The organism is uncultured Flavobacterium sp., assembly GCF_963925185.1.
Classification (GTDB): Bacteria; Bacteroidota; Bacteroidia; order Flavobacteriales; family Flavobacteriaceae; genus Flavobacterium.
In genome coordinates this window covers 1-16,350 of sequence record NZ_CAWURC010000009.1, presented here as the reverse complement: position 1 = coordinate 16,350, position 16,350 = coordinate 1, and the positions used below count along the sequence as shown (strand labels likewise).

16 protein-coding genes and 1 other RNA gene are annotated in these 16,350 nt (G+C 33.0%); 11 read left to right on the top strand and 6 right to left on the bottom strand.

What is annotated here, in order from left to right; translation table 11 throughout:
* Positions 1-140: 140 nt before the first annotated feature.
* The 4 genes from lpdA (at position 141) to rlmH (ending at position 3,683) form a co-directional block, all read left to right on the top strand.
* Positions 141-1,529 carry a dihydrolipoyl dehydrogenase gene (gene lpdA, locus AABM59_RS03050; protein ID WP_338407503.1) on the top strand — a complete coding sequence of 463 codons (1,389 nt, stop codon included), beginning with the start codon at positions 141-143 and terminating at the stop codon, positions 1,527-1,529.
* Positions 1,530-1,809: 280 nt separating this feature from the next.
* Positions 1,810-2,961, top strand: coding sequence for a saccharopine dehydrogenase C-terminal domain-containing protein (locus AABM59_RS03045; protein WP_338407502.1), 1,152 nt, complete (start codon positions 1,810-1,812; stop codon positions 2,959-2,961).
* Positions 2,962-2,996: 35 nt separating this feature from the next.
* A complete protein-coding gene (locus AABM59_RS03040) occupies positions 2,997-3,209 on the top strand; it encodes a gliding motility protein GldL (protein ID WP_338407501.1) in 213 nt (70 codons plus the stop codon).
* Positions 3,210-3,683, top strand: a complete 474-nt coding sequence (rlmH, locus tag AABM59_RS03035; protein WP_338407500.1) for a 23S rRNA (pseudouridine(1915)-N(3))-methyltransferase RlmH — start codon at positions 3,210-3,212, stop codon at positions 3,681-3,683. It abuts the gene before it with no gap.
* A 608-nt stretch (positions 3,684-4,291) separates the two neighbouring features.
* Here rlmH and folP read toward each other — a convergent pair.
* Positions 4,292-5,131: a dihydropteroate synthase gene (gene folP / locus AABM59_RS03030; RefSeq protein WP_338407499.1), complete on the bottom strand. Its 840-nt coding sequence runs from the start codon at positions 5,129-5,131 to the stop codon at positions 4,292-4,294.
* A 93-nt stretch (positions 5,132-5,224) separates the two neighbouring features.
* Between folP and AABM59_RS03025 the strand changes: the two genes are divergently transcribed.
* The 4 genes from AABM59_RS03025 to tpiA all read left to right on the top strand — a co-directional run bounded on the left by AABM59_RS03025 (position 5,225) and on the right by tpiA (position 8,398).
* Positions 5,225-5,764 (top strand): DUF1599 domain-containing protein, encoded by a 540-nt coding sequence (locus tag AABM59_RS03025; RefSeq protein ID WP_338407498.1) that lies wholly within the window; start codon positions 5,225-5,227, stop codon positions 5,762-5,764.
* 89 nt (positions 5,765-5,853) lie between these two features.
* Entirely contained in the window at positions 5,854-6,954 is a 1,101-nt protein-coding gene (locus AABM59_RS03020) for a BT_3928 family protein (protein WP_338407497.1), read from the top strand.
* A gap of 103 nt (positions 6,955-7,057) precedes the next feature.
* A complete protein-coding gene (locus AABM59_RS03015; protein ID WP_338407496.1) occupies positions 7,058-7,561 on the top strand; it encodes a TlpA disulfide reductase family protein in 504 nt (167 codons plus the stop codon).
* A gap of 84 nt (positions 7,562-7,645) precedes the next feature.
* Positions 7,646-8,398, top strand: a complete 753-nt coding sequence (gene tpiA, locus AABM59_RS03010; RefSeq protein ID WP_338407495.1) for a triose-phosphate isomerase — start codon at positions 7,646-7,648, stop codon at positions 8,396-8,398.
* 442 nt (positions 8,399-8,840) lie between these two features.
* Here the strand turns inward: tpiA and AABM59_RS03005 are convergent, their stop codons facing one another.
* The 3 genes from AABM59_RS03005 to AABM59_RS02995 are packed head-to-tail and all read right to left on the bottom strand — an operon-like array spanning position 8,841 to position 11,762.
* Complete coding sequence (locus AABM59_RS03005) at positions 8,841-10,217, bottom strand: M28 family peptidase (RefSeq protein WP_338407494.1); 1,377 nt, start codon at positions 10,215-10,217, stop codon at positions 8,841-8,843.
* A gap of 17 nt (positions 10,218-10,234) precedes the next feature.
* On the bottom strand, positions 10,235-10,570 hold the full coding sequence (locus AABM59_RS03000; protein ID WP_338407493.1) for a fibronectin type III domain-containing protein: 336 nt from the start codon (positions 10,568-10,570) through the stop codon (positions 10,235-10,237).
* Positions 10,560-11,762, bottom strand: a complete 1,203-nt coding sequence (locus AABM59_RS02995) for an NAD(P)-dependent oxidoreductase (RefSeq protein ID WP_338407492.1) — start codon at positions 11,760-11,762, stop codon at positions 10,560-10,562. The genes AABM59_RS03000 and AABM59_RS02995 overlap by 11 nt, the downstream gene beginning before the upstream one ends.
* Positions 11,763-11,989: 227 nt before the next feature.
* Here AABM59_RS02995 and AABM59_RS02990 point away from each other — a divergent pair, with 227 nt between their 5' ends.
* From AABM59_RS02990 to AABM59_RS02980, 3 genes are all read left to right on the top strand, one after another.
* Positions 11,990-13,201, top strand: a complete 1,212-nt coding sequence (locus AABM59_RS02990) for a serine hydrolase domain-containing protein (RefSeq protein ID WP_338407544.1) — start codon at positions 11,990-11,992, stop codon at positions 13,199-13,201.
* A gap of 118 nt (positions 13,202-13,319) precedes the next feature.
* Positions 13,320-13,716: a transfer-messenger RNA gene (ssrA, locus tag AABM59_RS02985) on the top strand.
* 1,050 nt (positions 13,717-14,766) lie between these two features.
* On the top strand, positions 14,767-15,009 hold the full coding sequence (locus AABM59_RS02980; protein ID WP_338407491.1) for a hypothetical protein: 243 nt from the start codon (positions 14,767-14,769) through the stop codon (positions 15,007-15,009).
* 236 nt (positions 15,010-15,245) lie between these two features.
* Here the strand turns inward: AABM59_RS02980 and AABM59_RS02975 are convergent, their stop codons facing one another.
* Together AABM59_RS02975 and AABM59_RS02970 are read right to left on the bottom strand one after the other, a co-directional pair.
* The gene (locus AABM59_RS02975) at positions 15,246-15,704 is read right to left on the bottom strand and encodes a hypothetical protein (RefSeq protein ID WP_338407490.1); all 459 of its coding nucleotides are present in this window, start codon (positions 15,702-15,704) and stop codon (positions 15,246-15,248) included.
* Between the two features lie 49 nt (positions 15,705-15,753).
* Positions 15,754-16,194: a hypothetical protein gene (locus AABM59_RS02970; RefSeq protein WP_338407489.1), complete on the bottom strand. Its 441-nt coding sequence runs from the start codon at positions 16,192-16,194 to the stop codon at positions 15,754-15,756.
* Between the last annotated feature and the right edge of the window lie 156 nt (positions 16,195-16,350).

Genomic DNA, 16,350 nt, shown 5'->3' with positions numbered 1-16,350 from the left:
CTTCCGATAATACGAAAAAGTGGGTTCCTGACTACCAAAATTTAAATACATTTCAGGAAGAAATTAATTAAGAAATTATACAAATATGACAAGAGCTTTTGCGACTGCATTTTTACCAAATTAAAATAAATACAAAAAAAATGAAATACGATATTATAGTTTTAGGAAGTGGCCCAGGCGGTTATGTAACTGCCATTAGAGCATCACAATTAGGCTTTAAAGTTGCCATAATCGAAAAAGAAAACTTAGGTGGAGTTTGCTTGAACTGGGGTTGTATCCCAACAAAAGCATTACTAAAATCGGCGCAGGTTTTTGATTACTTAAAACACGCTTCCGATTATGGGTTGACTATTTCAAAATTTGACAAAGACTTTTCGGCTGTTGTAAACCGCAGCAGAAACGTGGCTGGAGATATGAGCAAAGGAGTTCAATTCCTGATGAAAAAAAATAAAATAGACGTGATTGATGGTTTTGGAAAACTGAAACCAGGTAAGAAAATCGATGTTACCGCTGCTGATGGAAAAGTAACCGAATATACTGCAGACCACATCATTATCGCAACTGGTGCACGTTCACGCGAATTACCAAACTTGCCGCAAGATGGCGTAAAAGTAATTGGATACCGACAAGCGATGACAATGTCAACCCAACCAAAATCAATGATTGTAGTAGGTTCCGGGGCCATAGGAGTTGAATTTGCGCATTTTTATAATTCAATGGGAACTGAAGTAACCATAGTTGAATTCTTGCCAAACATAGTGCCACTGGAAGACGAAGATATTTCGAAACAAATGGAACGCTCTATGAAAAAATCGGGCGTTAAAATTATGACCAACTCTTCAGTAGAAAAAATTGATATTTCGGGTTCGGGCGTTAAAGCATTTGTGAAAACGGCAAAAGGAGAAATAATTCTGGAAGCCGACATTTTACTTTCGGCTGTTGGAATTAAAACCAACATCGAAAACATTGGATTAGAAGAAGTGGGAATCGCCACTGACAGAGATAAAATTCTGGTAAACGATTTTTACCAAACTAACATTCCTGGTTATTATGCCATTGGCGATGTAGTTCCGGGACCAGCATTAGCTCACGTAGCTTCTGCCGAAGGAATTACTTGTGTTGAAAAAATCGCAGGATTGCACGCGGACCCAGTAGATTATGGTAATATTCCGGGTTGTACCTATGCCACTCCTGAAATTGCTTCTGTAGGTTTAACAGAAAAACAAGCCATAGAAAAAGGATACGAATTAAAAATAGGAAAATTCCCATTCTCTGCCTCAGGAAAAGCAAAAGCTGCTGGAACTCCAGATGGTTTCGTAAAAGTAATTTTCGATGCTAAATATGGTGAATGGTTGGGTTGCCATATGATTGGTGCAGGAGTTACAGATATGATTGCCGAAGCTGTTGTAGCCAGAAAACTAGAAACCACAGGACACGAAATCCTAAAATCAATTCACCCTCACCCAACTATGAGTGAGGCAGTTATGGAAGCCGTTGCCGAAGCTTATGGCGAGGTGATTCATATTTAATGAAATTTCGAACGCGTAAAGAAACGATCAAAATTTACCGTTATTTTAACAATTAAACAATCCGTTTTGTGAAAGCAGAATGGATTTTTTATTGAATTTATTTATAAAAAATTACTTTTGATGTTATAAAAATTGGATATACAAATTAAAATCTATTCAAGAACTAAAATTACATTTCCTTTGGCAATTCTATAATAAATCAATACTTTAGGCACATTAAATATCACAATATCACAAAACTGTTGAGAGATATTCGTAAACCCATAAAATTAAAAAAAATATGACCAATATAATTGTTTTAGGAGCCGGAATGGTGGGTAGCGCGATGGCGGGAGATTTATCAAATAAACACTGTGTTACCATCGCAGATTTAAGCATTGATCGATTGAACCACATCAAAGAAAAATATTCAAACATCAACATATTGCAGATCGATGTTTGTGACAAAACTAATCTTCTGGACACACTTACTAATTTTGATTTTGTTGTGTGTGCCGTTCCTGGATTTCTTGGTTTCCAAACAATAAAAACCGTAATCGAAGCTGGAAAAAACGTAGTAGATATTTCCTTCTTCCCTGAAAACGCCCTCGAATTAGACACATTAGCAAAGGCAAAAGGAGTAACCGCCATAGTAGATTGTGGTGTTGCACCCGGACTGCACAATATCATCTTGGGACATTACAATGAGATACTAAAACTGACAGATTTCGAAACCTTGGTAGGTGGTTTACCAAAGGTTAAAAAATGGCCTTTCAATTATAAAGCTCCCTTTTCACCAATTGACGTAATCGAAGAATATACCCGTCCTGCGCGATATGTCGAAAACGGAAACATCATCATTCGCGAAGCGTTGACCGACTGTGAATTCGTGAATTTTGACAAAGTAGGAACTTTAGAATCTTTCAATTCCGATGGATTACGATCCATACTTTTCACGATGCCACACATCAAAAATATGAAGGAAAAAACACTCCGATACCCTGGCCATGTTGAATACGTTAGGGTTTTGAAAGACAGCGGATTCTTCAGTGAAAACAAAATAATGATAAATGGGTCAGAAGTTTCACCACTTGATTTTACTAGCAAAATCCTTTTTGGAGAATGGAAATTGGGCGAAACCGAAGAAGAACTAACCATTATGCGCGTCACCCTAAAAGGAGAAAATAAAAAAGGAGAAACGGAAGAAATAGTCTATAATTTATACGATGAATATTGTTCAAAAACACAAACTTCTTCGATGGCAAGAACTACAGGATATACTGCAACTGCTGTTGCTTCGATGTTTCTAGAAGGCTTGTTCGCCGAAAAAGGAATTTTTCCTCCAGAATTAATCGGAAAACACACGACTTGTTACGAGTATATTTTGAACTATTTGAAGGAGAGAAACGTAAATTATGTTAAAACACAATCCATACAAAAAACAAAAAACTAATTTTTTTATATTTGAAATTGTAAAATATACATTTTATGAAAAACACACAAATCCTGGTTTTATTCCTGATTGGCGCTGTGCTAACAGTTATTGGAGCGTATTTCAAAATTACCCACGAACCTGAGGATTGGTCAAGTTTATTCCTAATTATTGGTATGACTTTTAATGGTGTTGCAGGAATATTGTTACTTATAAAATTATTCCAGAAAAAAAATCAGATACTTTTCTGGATAGTTAATCCTCTTTAAATGAACATAAAACTCATCGCTATCGGTAAAACCGACAATAAAAATCTTCAATCCTTAATTGACGAATATCAAAAACGTTTGTCATTTTACATCAAGTTCGATCTAGAGATAATTCCCGATATCAAGAACGTAAAAAACTTGTCCGAAAGTCAGCAAAAAGAAAAAGAAGGCGAATTGATTTTGGCTAAAATATCGCCAACAGACCAACTTATTTTATTGGACGAAAACGGAAAAACCTTTTCGAGCGTGGCTTTTTCAGAGGAATTGCAAAAGAAAATGAATTCGGGTGTTAAAACTTTAGTTTTTGTAATTGGCGGTCCTTATGGTATTTCTGAAAATGTTTACAACAAAGCAAACGGCAAAATTTCTCTTTCTCTAATGACTTTTTCTCACCAAATGGTGCGTTTGTTTTTTATCGAACAATTGTATCGTGGATTTACGATTTTGAAAAATGAACCGTATCATCATCAATAATTTACGAATTACGATTAGGGATTTCCGCTTTTTAATAAATAAATTCTTCTTTATGTTCAATTTTTAAACTTTGAATGAAAATTTCATATTGAATGTATGTCCCATAACTCATGTTTTCATCAAAACAGAATCTTATCATTTTAAGGTATTCTTTTGGAAAATTGTTTAAAAAATATCTTAACTCTGCGCGATTACTAGGGTTATTGTCGACAAAAAAACACAACAAAACTAGACATTGGTTTTTCCATTTTATAAACCACTTTAGTGAAAGGTAAAAAAGCCATATTCTTGCCAATACTATCCGCATACGAATAATAATTTTGGGATGATTCACTTTTATGGGCAACTTAATTTCGTTTTTTTTTTGCAATTTCATCAATTCTGGAATCACTAAGCGTAATAGCAATCGCTTGTAAATATTAAAATACAATGAGTCGAATTAATCTCATTTTTCTTATTAACTTCAGCCAAGTGTCTCTTCCATTAATCCTAAAAAAAATATAAATAGGCGAATGATCTAATACATTAGAAACAACTGTCAAATTAGATTTTAGTAATAAAATAGCTTTCTTATTTCCACATTAAAATAGAAGGAAAGAAAAATTAAACTAAAAAATTTCATTTGAATTGATTGTTTTATTAAATAAGGTGACACATTCCATCGCTTCTTTTACATCGTGAACACGAAGTATTTTAGCTCCATTGGTCAAAGCTATGGTGTTTAAAACAGTGGTTCCGTTTAAAGCTTCTTCTGAATTCAAATTTAACGTCTTATAAATCATAGATTTTCTAGAAAACCCAACCAGGATGGGCAATTTTAACATTTCTAACAATCCAATATTTTGTAAAACTTCATAATTTTGTTCTAATGTTTTGGCAAAGCCAAAACCTGGATCAACAATCAAATCATTGATACCACAACTTCTGGCTTTGGCAACTCTATCCGAAAAATAGAAAAGCATTTCTTTAACTATATTTTCATAATCCGTCATCGATTGCATTGTTTGCGGAGTTCCTCGCATGTGCATCATTATATAGGGAACATTATATTTGGCAATGGTTTCCAGCATTTTATCGTCAAGATTGCCTGCCGAAATATCGTTTATAATTGCCACCCCGCTTTCGATACAAACTTTGGCAACTTCACTTCGAAAAGTGTCGATAGAAATTATGGTTTCTGGAAAACGTTGTAAAATCAAATTTACAATGGGAACAATTCGACTTAACTCTTCCTCTTCCGAAACAAATTCGGCGTTTGGTTTACTAGAATAAGCACCAATATCTATAAAAGTCGCCCCTTCATCCAACATTTTTTTAACTTGAAGCAAAATTTCATTTTCTCCAATAAACTTACCTCCATCATAAAAAGAATTTGGAGTAAAGTTCAAAATTCCCATAACTTTGGGAGTAGATAAATCGATAAGTTGCCCTTTGCAGTGTATTGTCATTTTCAAATCAAATGTCGTTAATAGTCTCTCAAAAAAATCGGAACTAAAAATTAAATAATTATTCTTATTTTTGTCACAAATATACAGCATTAAATGAACATAACTTCACAAGAATATGATAAGGTGGTCGCAATTTGCCGCGCGCTATTCGTCAATAAAATGAAAGATTACGGCAGTGCTTGGCGCATCTTGAGATTGCCATCATTGACAGATCAAATCTTTATAAAAGCACAAAGAATAAGAAGTTTACAAGAAAACGAAGTTCGTAAAGTAGACGAAGATGAAACTGGAGAGTTTATAGGAATAATCAACTATTCCGTTATGGCCTTAATCCAGTTAGAGCTTGGCGTTGCTGACCAGCCAGATTTGAATGTGAAAGAAGCAACTGAATTTTACGATGCGAAAATCTACCTAACCAAAGAATTAATGGAAAACAAAAACCATGACTATGGCGAAGCTTGGCGCGAAATGCGAGTAAGTTCTTTGACAGATTTGATTCTTCAGAAGTTGCTTCGTGTAAAACAAATTGAAGACAATAAAGGTAAAACTTTGGTTTCTGAAGGCATCGACGCTAATTATCAGGATATGATTAATTATGCTGTTTTTGCATTGATATTAATGAAGAAATTTTAATTTAATTTTCAGCTTTCAGAAGCTTTATCAAAGTTTTGAATTTTGATAAAATTGTTCCAATTTAGTTCCTAAAAAACATAAAAAAAGCTATGAAAAACTTCATCACCCAATTTTCCAGACTATTCGTTGGGATTTTATTCATTATTTCTGGATTGATTAAACTAAATGATCCTTTGGGTTTCTCCTATAAACTAGAAGAATATTTCAGTGAACCTGTATTTAATATACCGTTTTTTGTGCCCTATTCATTGGCAACAGCCCTGTTCTTAGTGATTTTAGAAGTGGTTTTGGGCGTAATGTTGCTCCTTGGTTACAAGTCAAAATATACGATTTGGAGTTTGTTGCTTTTGATAGTCATGTTTACTTTTTTAACCTTTTACTCGGCTTATTTTGACGTGGTAAAAGACTGTGGATGCTTTGGTGACGCCTTGCATTTAACTCCTTGGCAATCTTTTTCGAAAGACATAATTTTATTGTTCTTGATTCTTGTTTTATTTTTTAACCAAAAATTAATAAAACCGTTGTTTTCAAATACGATACAAAATATCCTAGCTTTTTCCGGCATGGCTTTGTGTGCTTTTATGGGATATTGGGTTATTAATCATTTGCCAATAATCGATTTTAGGCCTTATAAAGTGGGAAACAACATTTTAAAAGGAATGGAAATTCCTGAAGACGCACCCAAAAGTGTTGTTGAAATGGTATTTATTTATAAAGTAAATGGAGTCGACAAGGAATTCACAGAAAAAGATTTAATGGCTATTCCTGAAGGAGCCCAGTTTGTAGATCGAAAAGACAAGGTAATTACAGAAGGTTATGTACCGCCAATTCACGACTTTGCAATGGAAAAAGACGGTTCAGATTATAAAGAAGAATTCCTTCAAGAGCCAAAATTACTGATGATTGTAGCTTATGATTTGGCGAAAGCCAATGAAAAAGGAATGTCTCAATTGGAAAAACTAAATCAGAAAGCCTTAGTAAATGGATACAAAGTAATTGGAATGACAGCTTCAAATCCAGAAGAAATTGCAAAATTTCAAAAACAATTTAGACTTCATTTTGACTTTTATTTTTGTGACGGAACAGCGTTAAAAACCATTGAAAGAGCCAATCCAAGTTTCGTAATTCTTCAAAAAGGAACGATAACACAAAAAGTACACTATAACGATATTGATAAATTAAAGCTATAAAAAGAGTATTTAGTTTTCTTTAAAATCTGTATTGAACAGTGATTATCGAGCTCTAAATTTGGGTTTTTAGTTTTAAAATGTAACTTTGCCAAAATTAAAATAAATGAAAAAAATACTTGCCTTGCTTATTGTTTTTGCGAGCTTTTCTTGTTCCCAAGCACAAAAAAAATCATTTTCGAAAGAAGCTTTATCTCAAACATTATTGGCTTCAGATGGAAGTCAAATTGCCTTTCAGGATATTCTAAAAAAATATAAAGGAAAAACCCTCGTTATCGAAGTTTGGGCTTCTTGGTGTGGCGATTGCGTCAAAGCAATGCCAAGAATAAAAGAACTCCAAGCTAATAATCCAAACGTTGCTTATGTCTTTATTTCGATGGATAAAACAATTGAAAATTGGAAAATTGGAATTGAAAAACACCAACTCAATGGTGAGCAATTTATGGCAAATGACCAAATGAAAGGTATTTTTGGGAAAGCTATCGATTTAGACTGGATCCCAAGATATATCATTATTAACAAAGCTGGAAAAATAGTGCTTTACAGAGCCATTGAAACCGACTTTGAAAAGATTAATGCCATCATTAAAGAGTTAGAAGTTAAAAATTAGAAAAAACTCCATTTCCAACGGTTTCATACATTGAAAAAAAATAGAAATTAAAAATAGAAAAATCAAATTACAAACACAACTAAAATGAGAAAGAAGATTGTAGCAGGAAACTGGAAAATGCATAAAAACGCGGAGCAAACCGAAGATTTATTGAACGAATTAATAGCACTAATCCCAACTGATATTGCCGCTCAAGTTATTGTGGCGCCAACTTTTGTTAACTTAGCTTCGGCAGTAGATCATTTAGAATTTACCAATATTAATGTTGCTGCACAAAATATGCATCAGGCAGAAAGTGGCGCTTATACCGGCGAAATTTCGGCAGATATGTTAAAAAGTGTTGGCGTAAATACCGTGATACTTGGACATTCAGAACGAAGAGCGATTTTTCATGAATCTGATGCATTAATTGCAAACAAAGTGGATACCGCTTTGAAACATGACATGACTGTTATCTTTTGTTTTGGTGAAGAGTTGAAAGACCGTCAATCTAAGAATCATTTTAACATTGTCGAAAATCAATTGCGTGATGGTTTATTTCATATCGAGGCAAAGGAATGGGAAAACATAGTTTTAGCTTATGAGCCAGTTTGGGCAATAGGAACAGGAGAAACTGCTAGTCCGGAACAAGCTCAGGAAATGCATGAATTCATCAGAGAAACGGTTCGTAAATCCTTCGGAAGCGACATTGCAGAAGATGTTTCAATTCTTTACGGAGGAAGCGTGAAACCAGACAATGCAAAAGAAATTTTCTCTAAAGCAGATGTTGACGGTGGTCTTATTGGTGGAGCTGCTTTAAAAGCAGAAGATTTTGTAGCTATAGTGAAAGCCATTTAAAAATACTGATTTTTACTAAAAGCTAGAAATTTAAAAATCTTTTAGCTTTAAAAATATATTATTAATCCTCAATTATAAAAATAGTTGGGGATTTTTTATGCTCAAAACTAATCGTTTACAATATCATAATAACTAACAAATTAAATTATTAAAGTATTGTTAAATAGCTACTTATAAAAATAAAATACCTAAACAACAATACTTTTAGCGCGAATTTAAGTAATATTTCATTAATTTAACTGTATTGGCTTTGGCAAACAGAAAAAACTACTACTCTCTTCTATAGTCTATTTTATATATTAATAAAGATAATATAGGGGAAAAATTTAATAAAATGAGATTGACGAACTCAAAGTTAATAAAACAAAAATAGCTACAGACAGGGCAAAATTATTTAATGAAATAAATAGTGTTTTACAGCATCACATCCTTTTAATTTAAATTATTGAATAATCCCGTTTTGATCTATCAAATACATCATTGCAGCCATAGTAGCGGCTCCTAGTTCCAACTCTCTTTTGTTAATAGCGTCAAATTTGTCATTTGCAGCGTGATGATAGTCGAAATAACGTTGCGAATCAGGACGTAAACCTGCTTTCACAATTATTTTTGAAGTTAAAGGCTCAATATCAGATCCGCTGTGTCCCTTTGTAAAACTATGAATTAAGTAGGGTTCAAATAGGTTTTTCCAATCCAATATTTTATTAAAATTAGCATCATCACTTTCGAAAGAAAAACCTCTTGGTGAAAACCCTCCTGAATCACTTTCCAAAGCAAAAATGTGATTTTCATTTTTGGCCTGAGCCAGTTCTTCGTATTTCTTACCGCCTCTTCCACCATTTTCTTCATTCATAAAAAGCACAACACGAAGGGTGTTTTTTGGCTTGTAACCAATGTTTTTGAAGATATTTACCACTTCCATACTTTGCACGATTCCGGCACCGTCATCGTGAGAACCATCGGCAAGATCCCAAGAATCTAAATGTCCTCCCACAATCATAATGTTTTCGGGATGCTCACTTCCCAATATTTCGCCAATTACATTATAAGACAAAACGTCTTCTAATTGCTGGCAAGATTGTTTTAAGTAAAACTGTAAATGGGAATTTTTTTTCAAGGATTTACTTAACAATTCTGCCGCATTTGTACTAATTGCAGCAGCTGGAATATATTGCGATTTTGGAATATCGCCATAACTTTGATTGCCTGTATGTGGGAAATCGTCTAATCTTAAATTCATCGAACGTACAATTGTAGCAACGGCACCATACTTCGAAGCTTCTTTTGCTCCGGCAAATCTTTGATCGACACAACTTCCGTAGGATTTGAATGTTTCGATATTTTCTTGTTCCATCGGACGATTAAAAAACACAATTTTACCTTTTATTTTATCGCCCAAAGACTCTAATTCTTTGATGCCGTTTACTTCTATTACTTCGGCTGTAATTCCGCCTTTTGGTGTGGCAATAGAACTTCCTAATGCACAAACAGGAATGTTTATTTTGGTTTTATTGTCTAAAATATAGGCTGTCTCTTTTTCTCCACGAACCCATTTTGGCACCATCATTTCCTGAAGATACACACGGTCAAAACCCAAGGTTTCTAGTTGTGTTTTTGTATATTGAACCGCTTTTTCGGCGTTGGCAGAACCTGATAATCGCGCTCCAATGGAATTGGAAAGGTAATCCAACCAAGAATAGCATTTAGAATTAGTCAACGAGGATTTGTAGATTTCCTTTATAGTTTGCTCGTCGTTTGTTTGAGCAAAAAGTGTAAATCCGGTAAAAAACAAGGTTGTTAAAAAATGTGATTTTTTCATTGTAGTCTAAATTCGTTTTATTCTGATTTTTTTATTTCGGTTCGTGGACCAATTCCGTTATTGTTAAAGGCTTCAATTTGGAAAAAATAAGCTTCTGATTTATCCAATCCATTGAAGTAATATTCGTTTTTTCCGTATACCATAATCGAACCGTACATTTTTTCAGGCGATTTGCCAAAATAAATGACATATCCATCCGCTAAAGGTTCTTGCTGCCACTTGAACCAAACATTGCGGCGTTCCCATTTATTTTCAAATATAATCACTTTTTTCAAATTAAGACATAAAAAAGAGCTTCCTGAATTGGAAGCCCTTAATTTATATTTAAAATGGTTGATATATTTATTTTCCATCAACATAATCTTGTAAATATCTAAACCTCGGAGTAAGTTGTTCTTTTTCGGTTATTTTGGCTCTTTGTAAAATACCGTCTTTATCTCCATTAAAAAAGGCGGGAATCACATGTTCCATAAACATTTCGCCAAAACCTTCGCTGGCATCTTTTGGTAATTCGCAAGGCAAATTATCAACTGCCATAACCACGATTGCAGCAGGATGAAAGATATCGACCTCTTTGTTTTCACTTGGCAAATAACCATAAATGGGTTCGGCAATTGTCGATGACCGCAAGGTGCAAGCAATTGGTCCATTAACATCACAAGAAATATCAGCAACCACTTTTATTTTACAATCCTTAGCTTGAAGCATTTCGCATGTGAGGATTTTTGGGGCTTCATTGGCATGAAAATGTCCCGTTAGGTATATATCAGAAACTTTGGTAAATCGTTCAAAATCGGATACATACTCTTTCGGATTTTGGAAAAAATCATTACAATCGACTATTTTTCCATCTTTCCGTTTGTTATAATCCAACACATCAATTTGTGTATAAACGGGTTGGGTGTAGTTCTTAGTCAAATAATTTTCAATAGAGACTTCTGTGATTTTTATAGCATCAAGAACTTCCTTTACACCACTTCCCACTTTTCCTGTTCCTGTAATAACGAATTTTAAAGGGGGTAAAACCAAGCGTTTTAAATGGGCAATTAATGCCTCTTTTCCAGAAAGCGTTTCTGCTTTTGGAAGTTTGAACAATCCGAATTTTATTCCAAAAGCGCGAATGCTATTATATGCGCCAACAATGCCAGCATATTTTCCAAAACCAATTAATCTAAAGTTATGGGAGTCAACTAGTGTTTCATGATCATAAAAATCTATGTTTTTTTCCAGTAAGGCTTGCAGCAATTTTCTGTTGTACGGTTGTTTTTTTATGGTATGAGAAAAAAATAAATAGGATTTGTTCGGAATTAAATTTTCTATAGGAATCTCTTTTACACCAAAAAAAACATCACAATCAGAGATGTCATTTGTAACTACAATTCCCATATTGCTATATTGATCATCAGTAAAAATCCGAATATCAGAACTTTCTACTTGTACGGTAACTCCTTGATAAAGTTGTTGAATTCGAGCCAATTCATCAGGTGAAAATACTACTCTTCTGTCAGGTGGATTTTTTCTTTCTTTTATGATTCCGAATTTCATATTTTGTGAGTATTTGTTTTAATTTAACTTTATAGGTATTTTTTGTTACAAATATAACACATTTAATAAGTCATAATTTCTTTTACAAAAAATGTTTTTGAATAAAAACATTAAATCCTGATTTCAAATAGAATGAACTAAATGTAAAGGTAGAATTCAAAATAAAATTTAAGGTTTTCAAAAAAATGTTGACTCAAAAGGGTTTGATTCTATATATTTGCTTTTATATGAAAATGAAATTTATAAAAAAGACAAATATACTACAATTACTCTTCCTAATCTTAGTCCTGAGTTCTTGCAACAAACAGAAAAAAATAGAAGTTAAACATGAAGAACTTCTAGAGGATACATTACCCAAAATGAAACCTTTGACAAATGAAGTACCGAGACTAACTGCTGAATATGTTAATTCAAAAAAAAGGGCAATTGAAGTATTTTACAATAAAAATTGGAGAAACAATAGCTTAAATGGAAGTTTTCTTGTGGCAAAAAATGGCCAAATAATTTATGAAAGATATGAAGGCTACACCAATTTTAAAACTAAAACTTTAATTACTTCCGATACGCCATTACATTTAGCATCCGTTAGTAAAGTAATCACTGCTACTGCTGTTTTGAAATTAATAAACGCAAAAAACATCAGTTTAAACCAAAAAGTAAATACGGTTTTAAAAGAATTTCCCTATCCAGAAGTTACTATTAAAACATTATTAAATCATAGGAGCGGAATGAGAAGTTATTCCTATTTCACGGATAAAAAAGATATTTGGGACAGACACAACATACTAACTAACCGAGATATTTTAACACTAATGGCAACAAAAGACATTGGGTTAGAATCTAAAACGGACACCCGATTTGCTTACTGCAATACCAATTATGTCATTTTGGCTTTAATAATCGAAAAAATAACTGGCTTGACATTCAAAGAAGCAATGAAGCAAATGATTTTCGATCCTCTTGGAATGAAAAATACCTTTGTTATGGATTATGACAAAGACAGAAAAACAGTTGTGCCATCATACAAAGGAAATCGAGTTGAGATTGGAATGGACTTTTTAGATGCCGTTTATGGAGACAAAAATGTATATTCAACACCGCGCGATTTATTAAAATTAGACAGGGCTCGAACTTCTTCTAACTTCTTGGAACCAGAATTGCTAAACCAAGTATATACAGGATTTAGTAACGAGCACAAAGGTTTGAAAAATTATGGCCTTGGCATTCGAATGACACAATGGAAAACAGGACAAAGTATATATTACCACAATGGCTGGTGGCATGGCAATACATCATCCTACGTAACTTTGAGAAAAGAGAATGTTACCATTATTTCATTGTCTAACAAGTTTTCTAGAAATCCTTATAATGTTCGAAAACTATCGGCATTATTTGGAGATTATCCTTTTAAATTGGATAAAAACGAAAATGAGGAATAAAATAAGGATTTAGTTTTCAGTCTTTTCGGATAGAAGTTTCGAGAGCAAATTTGGATTAAAAGGATTATATTTGCAAATTCAATTTTGGAATAGTTTTTGATAATTCAATAGCAAAAATGGGGTCGACTGGTTTTGACAGCAAGTCGAATTGAGAAGTAAGCACGTCGAGAACTGGGACAATTCTCGTTAATAAAAGGTTTCAAAACACATACACGGCGAAGGAAACTACGCTCTTGCTGCATAATCTGAATCATAGTAAGATTAGCCTCGCTCCTATCAGATAGGAGAGCAGGATTTACCTCGAAAGCTTTGGTTTATAGCGGTCGATACAGGTGAATCGTAAATTTAAACCTAGAATTCCAGAAGCTTCGGCTGGTTTTCGAAATTAAGAAGCTAAGTGTTGTGCGACTGTTTCTGGTCAAACACAACAACGAAAATTCAATCAGAAAATAAGCGTGTAGAAAGTTTTTTAGTTGCTTGTTTGGACCCGGGTTCGATTCCCGGCGACTCCACTAGAGTGGACAACTCGATTTTTTTCGATAATTGTCCACTTTTTTTATTTTGCAAACCCTTGTCAATCTGCAACATAAGCCTTAAAACATCATTGATTCTGGTAGTTCGACATTTTATTCCATCAAATTCAAATTTCTCGGGGAATATCGAACTAATTATTTGCTGTTTTTCCCTAATCATTGATTTATTGTAGTGTGTCCTTAGATTTGACAATGCGTCTACTCCATTTTTCAACCACCCTAAATACTCGCTATTTTGCAGTTTGATGTTATTCAAATTATCATTTAAGCCTCTTTTTTGATTATTATATCTTGACATAGTTTCGTTATATTGATTTTGTTCAATCTTGCCGTCAACATACAAATCTTGCAATTTCTCAATACGTTCTAAAACATCATTTAAAGAAGTCTGGAATTTTACTTTTAATCTTTCAGAGTCTTTTGCATCCACTGAGAGTAAATCTTTGACCATAAGATTATATATTTCTTTTGACTCTTTAGTAAAAGTTAAATCATCTAAAATATTTTCAAATGTTTCATTTACATCAGTAACAGGATATCTTTCCTGACCACAATAATTACAATGGTAATAAAAATAATGATTCCCATTACTGCTCTTAGAGCGGCTTCCTGTTAATTTTTCACCACAAGAGTAACAAGATAACATTCCTCGTAATGGTAATTCATTTCTCAATGATTTGTACACTGGCAATTTTCTAACTTTATTGTTATCAGAAAGAATTTCTTGAACCTTAAAAAATAATCGCTCATCTATTAACCCTTCGTGAATTCCTTCTATAATTAGCATTGGCTCATCTTCATATTTTGGAACAATAATTTTACCCATATAAAATGGATTCCTTAACAATTTAGACAAATTACTTCTGCTAATTTTTACTCAGTTTGCGCAAAAGTTAGTGCAAATCAAAAAAAATTTATATCGAAAAGGCTTCACAAAAAAATATAAGCCTCTCAGAATGGCTAGGAAGCACATTAGATATATATATTGAAAGCGAAGGGAAAATCAACAGCTTAACAACAGAAAACATTAGATTGAAATTATCTAATCATAATTACAAGGAATACATAAAAAAATTAGAAGTAGATCGACAACAAAGTAAAGAAAATATAAATTACTTGATAATACAGAATGTAAAAAGACAAACAACAACAGAAAAAAATAATTCCAATAAAATAGTTAGTAAAGAACTTGACTATTTGAAATCAACAGCCAACCATTTTAATACAATTGGACTAGTTGCATTTTTAGGTGCTATTTTATTTCAAAGAAATTAAACGTATTCCTAAGGTATTCCCCAGGTATACGTTATAAAATGTTCATTTTATAAAAGAGTCAAATACCTATTTTACTCCTTCGGATGCTTTTTTATTTATAAAATGGATGTTTCGATTTATATCAAATTAAATCAATAGTTTTATTTACAAATCAATACATAAGTAGTTGTAATTTTAAAAGGAAGCCCTTTAAAAGGATGTGATTTCAATATAATTTTACAGTGTTATAATTGACTTTATGCCGATGCCAATCCTTCGGTTTTACAGAATAAACATTTTCTCTTGACCTCATTTATGAGTTCGACAGTGTCATATTTCAATTTCAAAGGCACTTTTTTAGTAAAAACGCTACCGTCTTCTAGCATTATGACCAAGCCATAGGTTTTGAAGCGATTTGTTTTTACATAAGCGGGTATAACGGGTAAGAAAGCCATAAACATTTCAATGTTAAGTTTTATGGATTCAATACACAGGAAAGCGAGTACCATTGAAACAGCAACAACTATTGAACTATAGATGGGTTTTAATTTATACACTTTGATATAAATTTTGCTCACTTCCGAAAACGGAATTTCGGCGAGTTGTTTTTTTCCATCTTTTAGGATTAGCCCCTTTTCGACCATTGTCAAGCTGTCATATTTAGTAGGGCTAGTTCTTTTTCTAGCTCTTACGATTGTGTGATTGCTATTGATCATGATTTTTTATTTAACGATTGTATGATATTCTATTCAACGCTCTGTAATACTATGATGCAGCTGCAAATGGTCTGGATTTATAGTATAAGTAATTTGTTCGTATCTTATCTAAGATAGTTATACTCTCCGTTTTTAAATGCAAGGGTATTTTTTTTCTATAAGTAGTACCGTCTTTAAGGCGAACACATAACCGATACCATTTAAAATTAAAAATACTCTTGTAAAATGAAAGAATGGTTATTAAGGCTATAAGAATTTCAAAGGCAAAGGGAACGTATTGTATTGCCATATAGACTAAAACAAATGGGGAGGCAATACCCATACATTCTAATACAGGATGGAGTTTGTGTTTTTTAATATAAATCTGTTCTACATCGTCAAATGAAATTTCTCTTTTGGATTTGTTTTTATGTGTTAAAGTCAGTCCATTTTCAGAGAAAGTCAAATTGTTAAACAGCGTGTTTTGGTTTATTTTCTGTAGGGTTAGCATTTGAGTTATTGTGTTTTTTGGTTGTTAATTTTTAGTTTTTTATTAAAAATAAAGGCAAAAAAACCCTGCCCATTTCGTGGAACAGGGTTTAAAAAAAAACTAAACAATATATTTTTTCTCGTTATTCCTTTGGTGCATTTTCTTGCTGAACAAAGG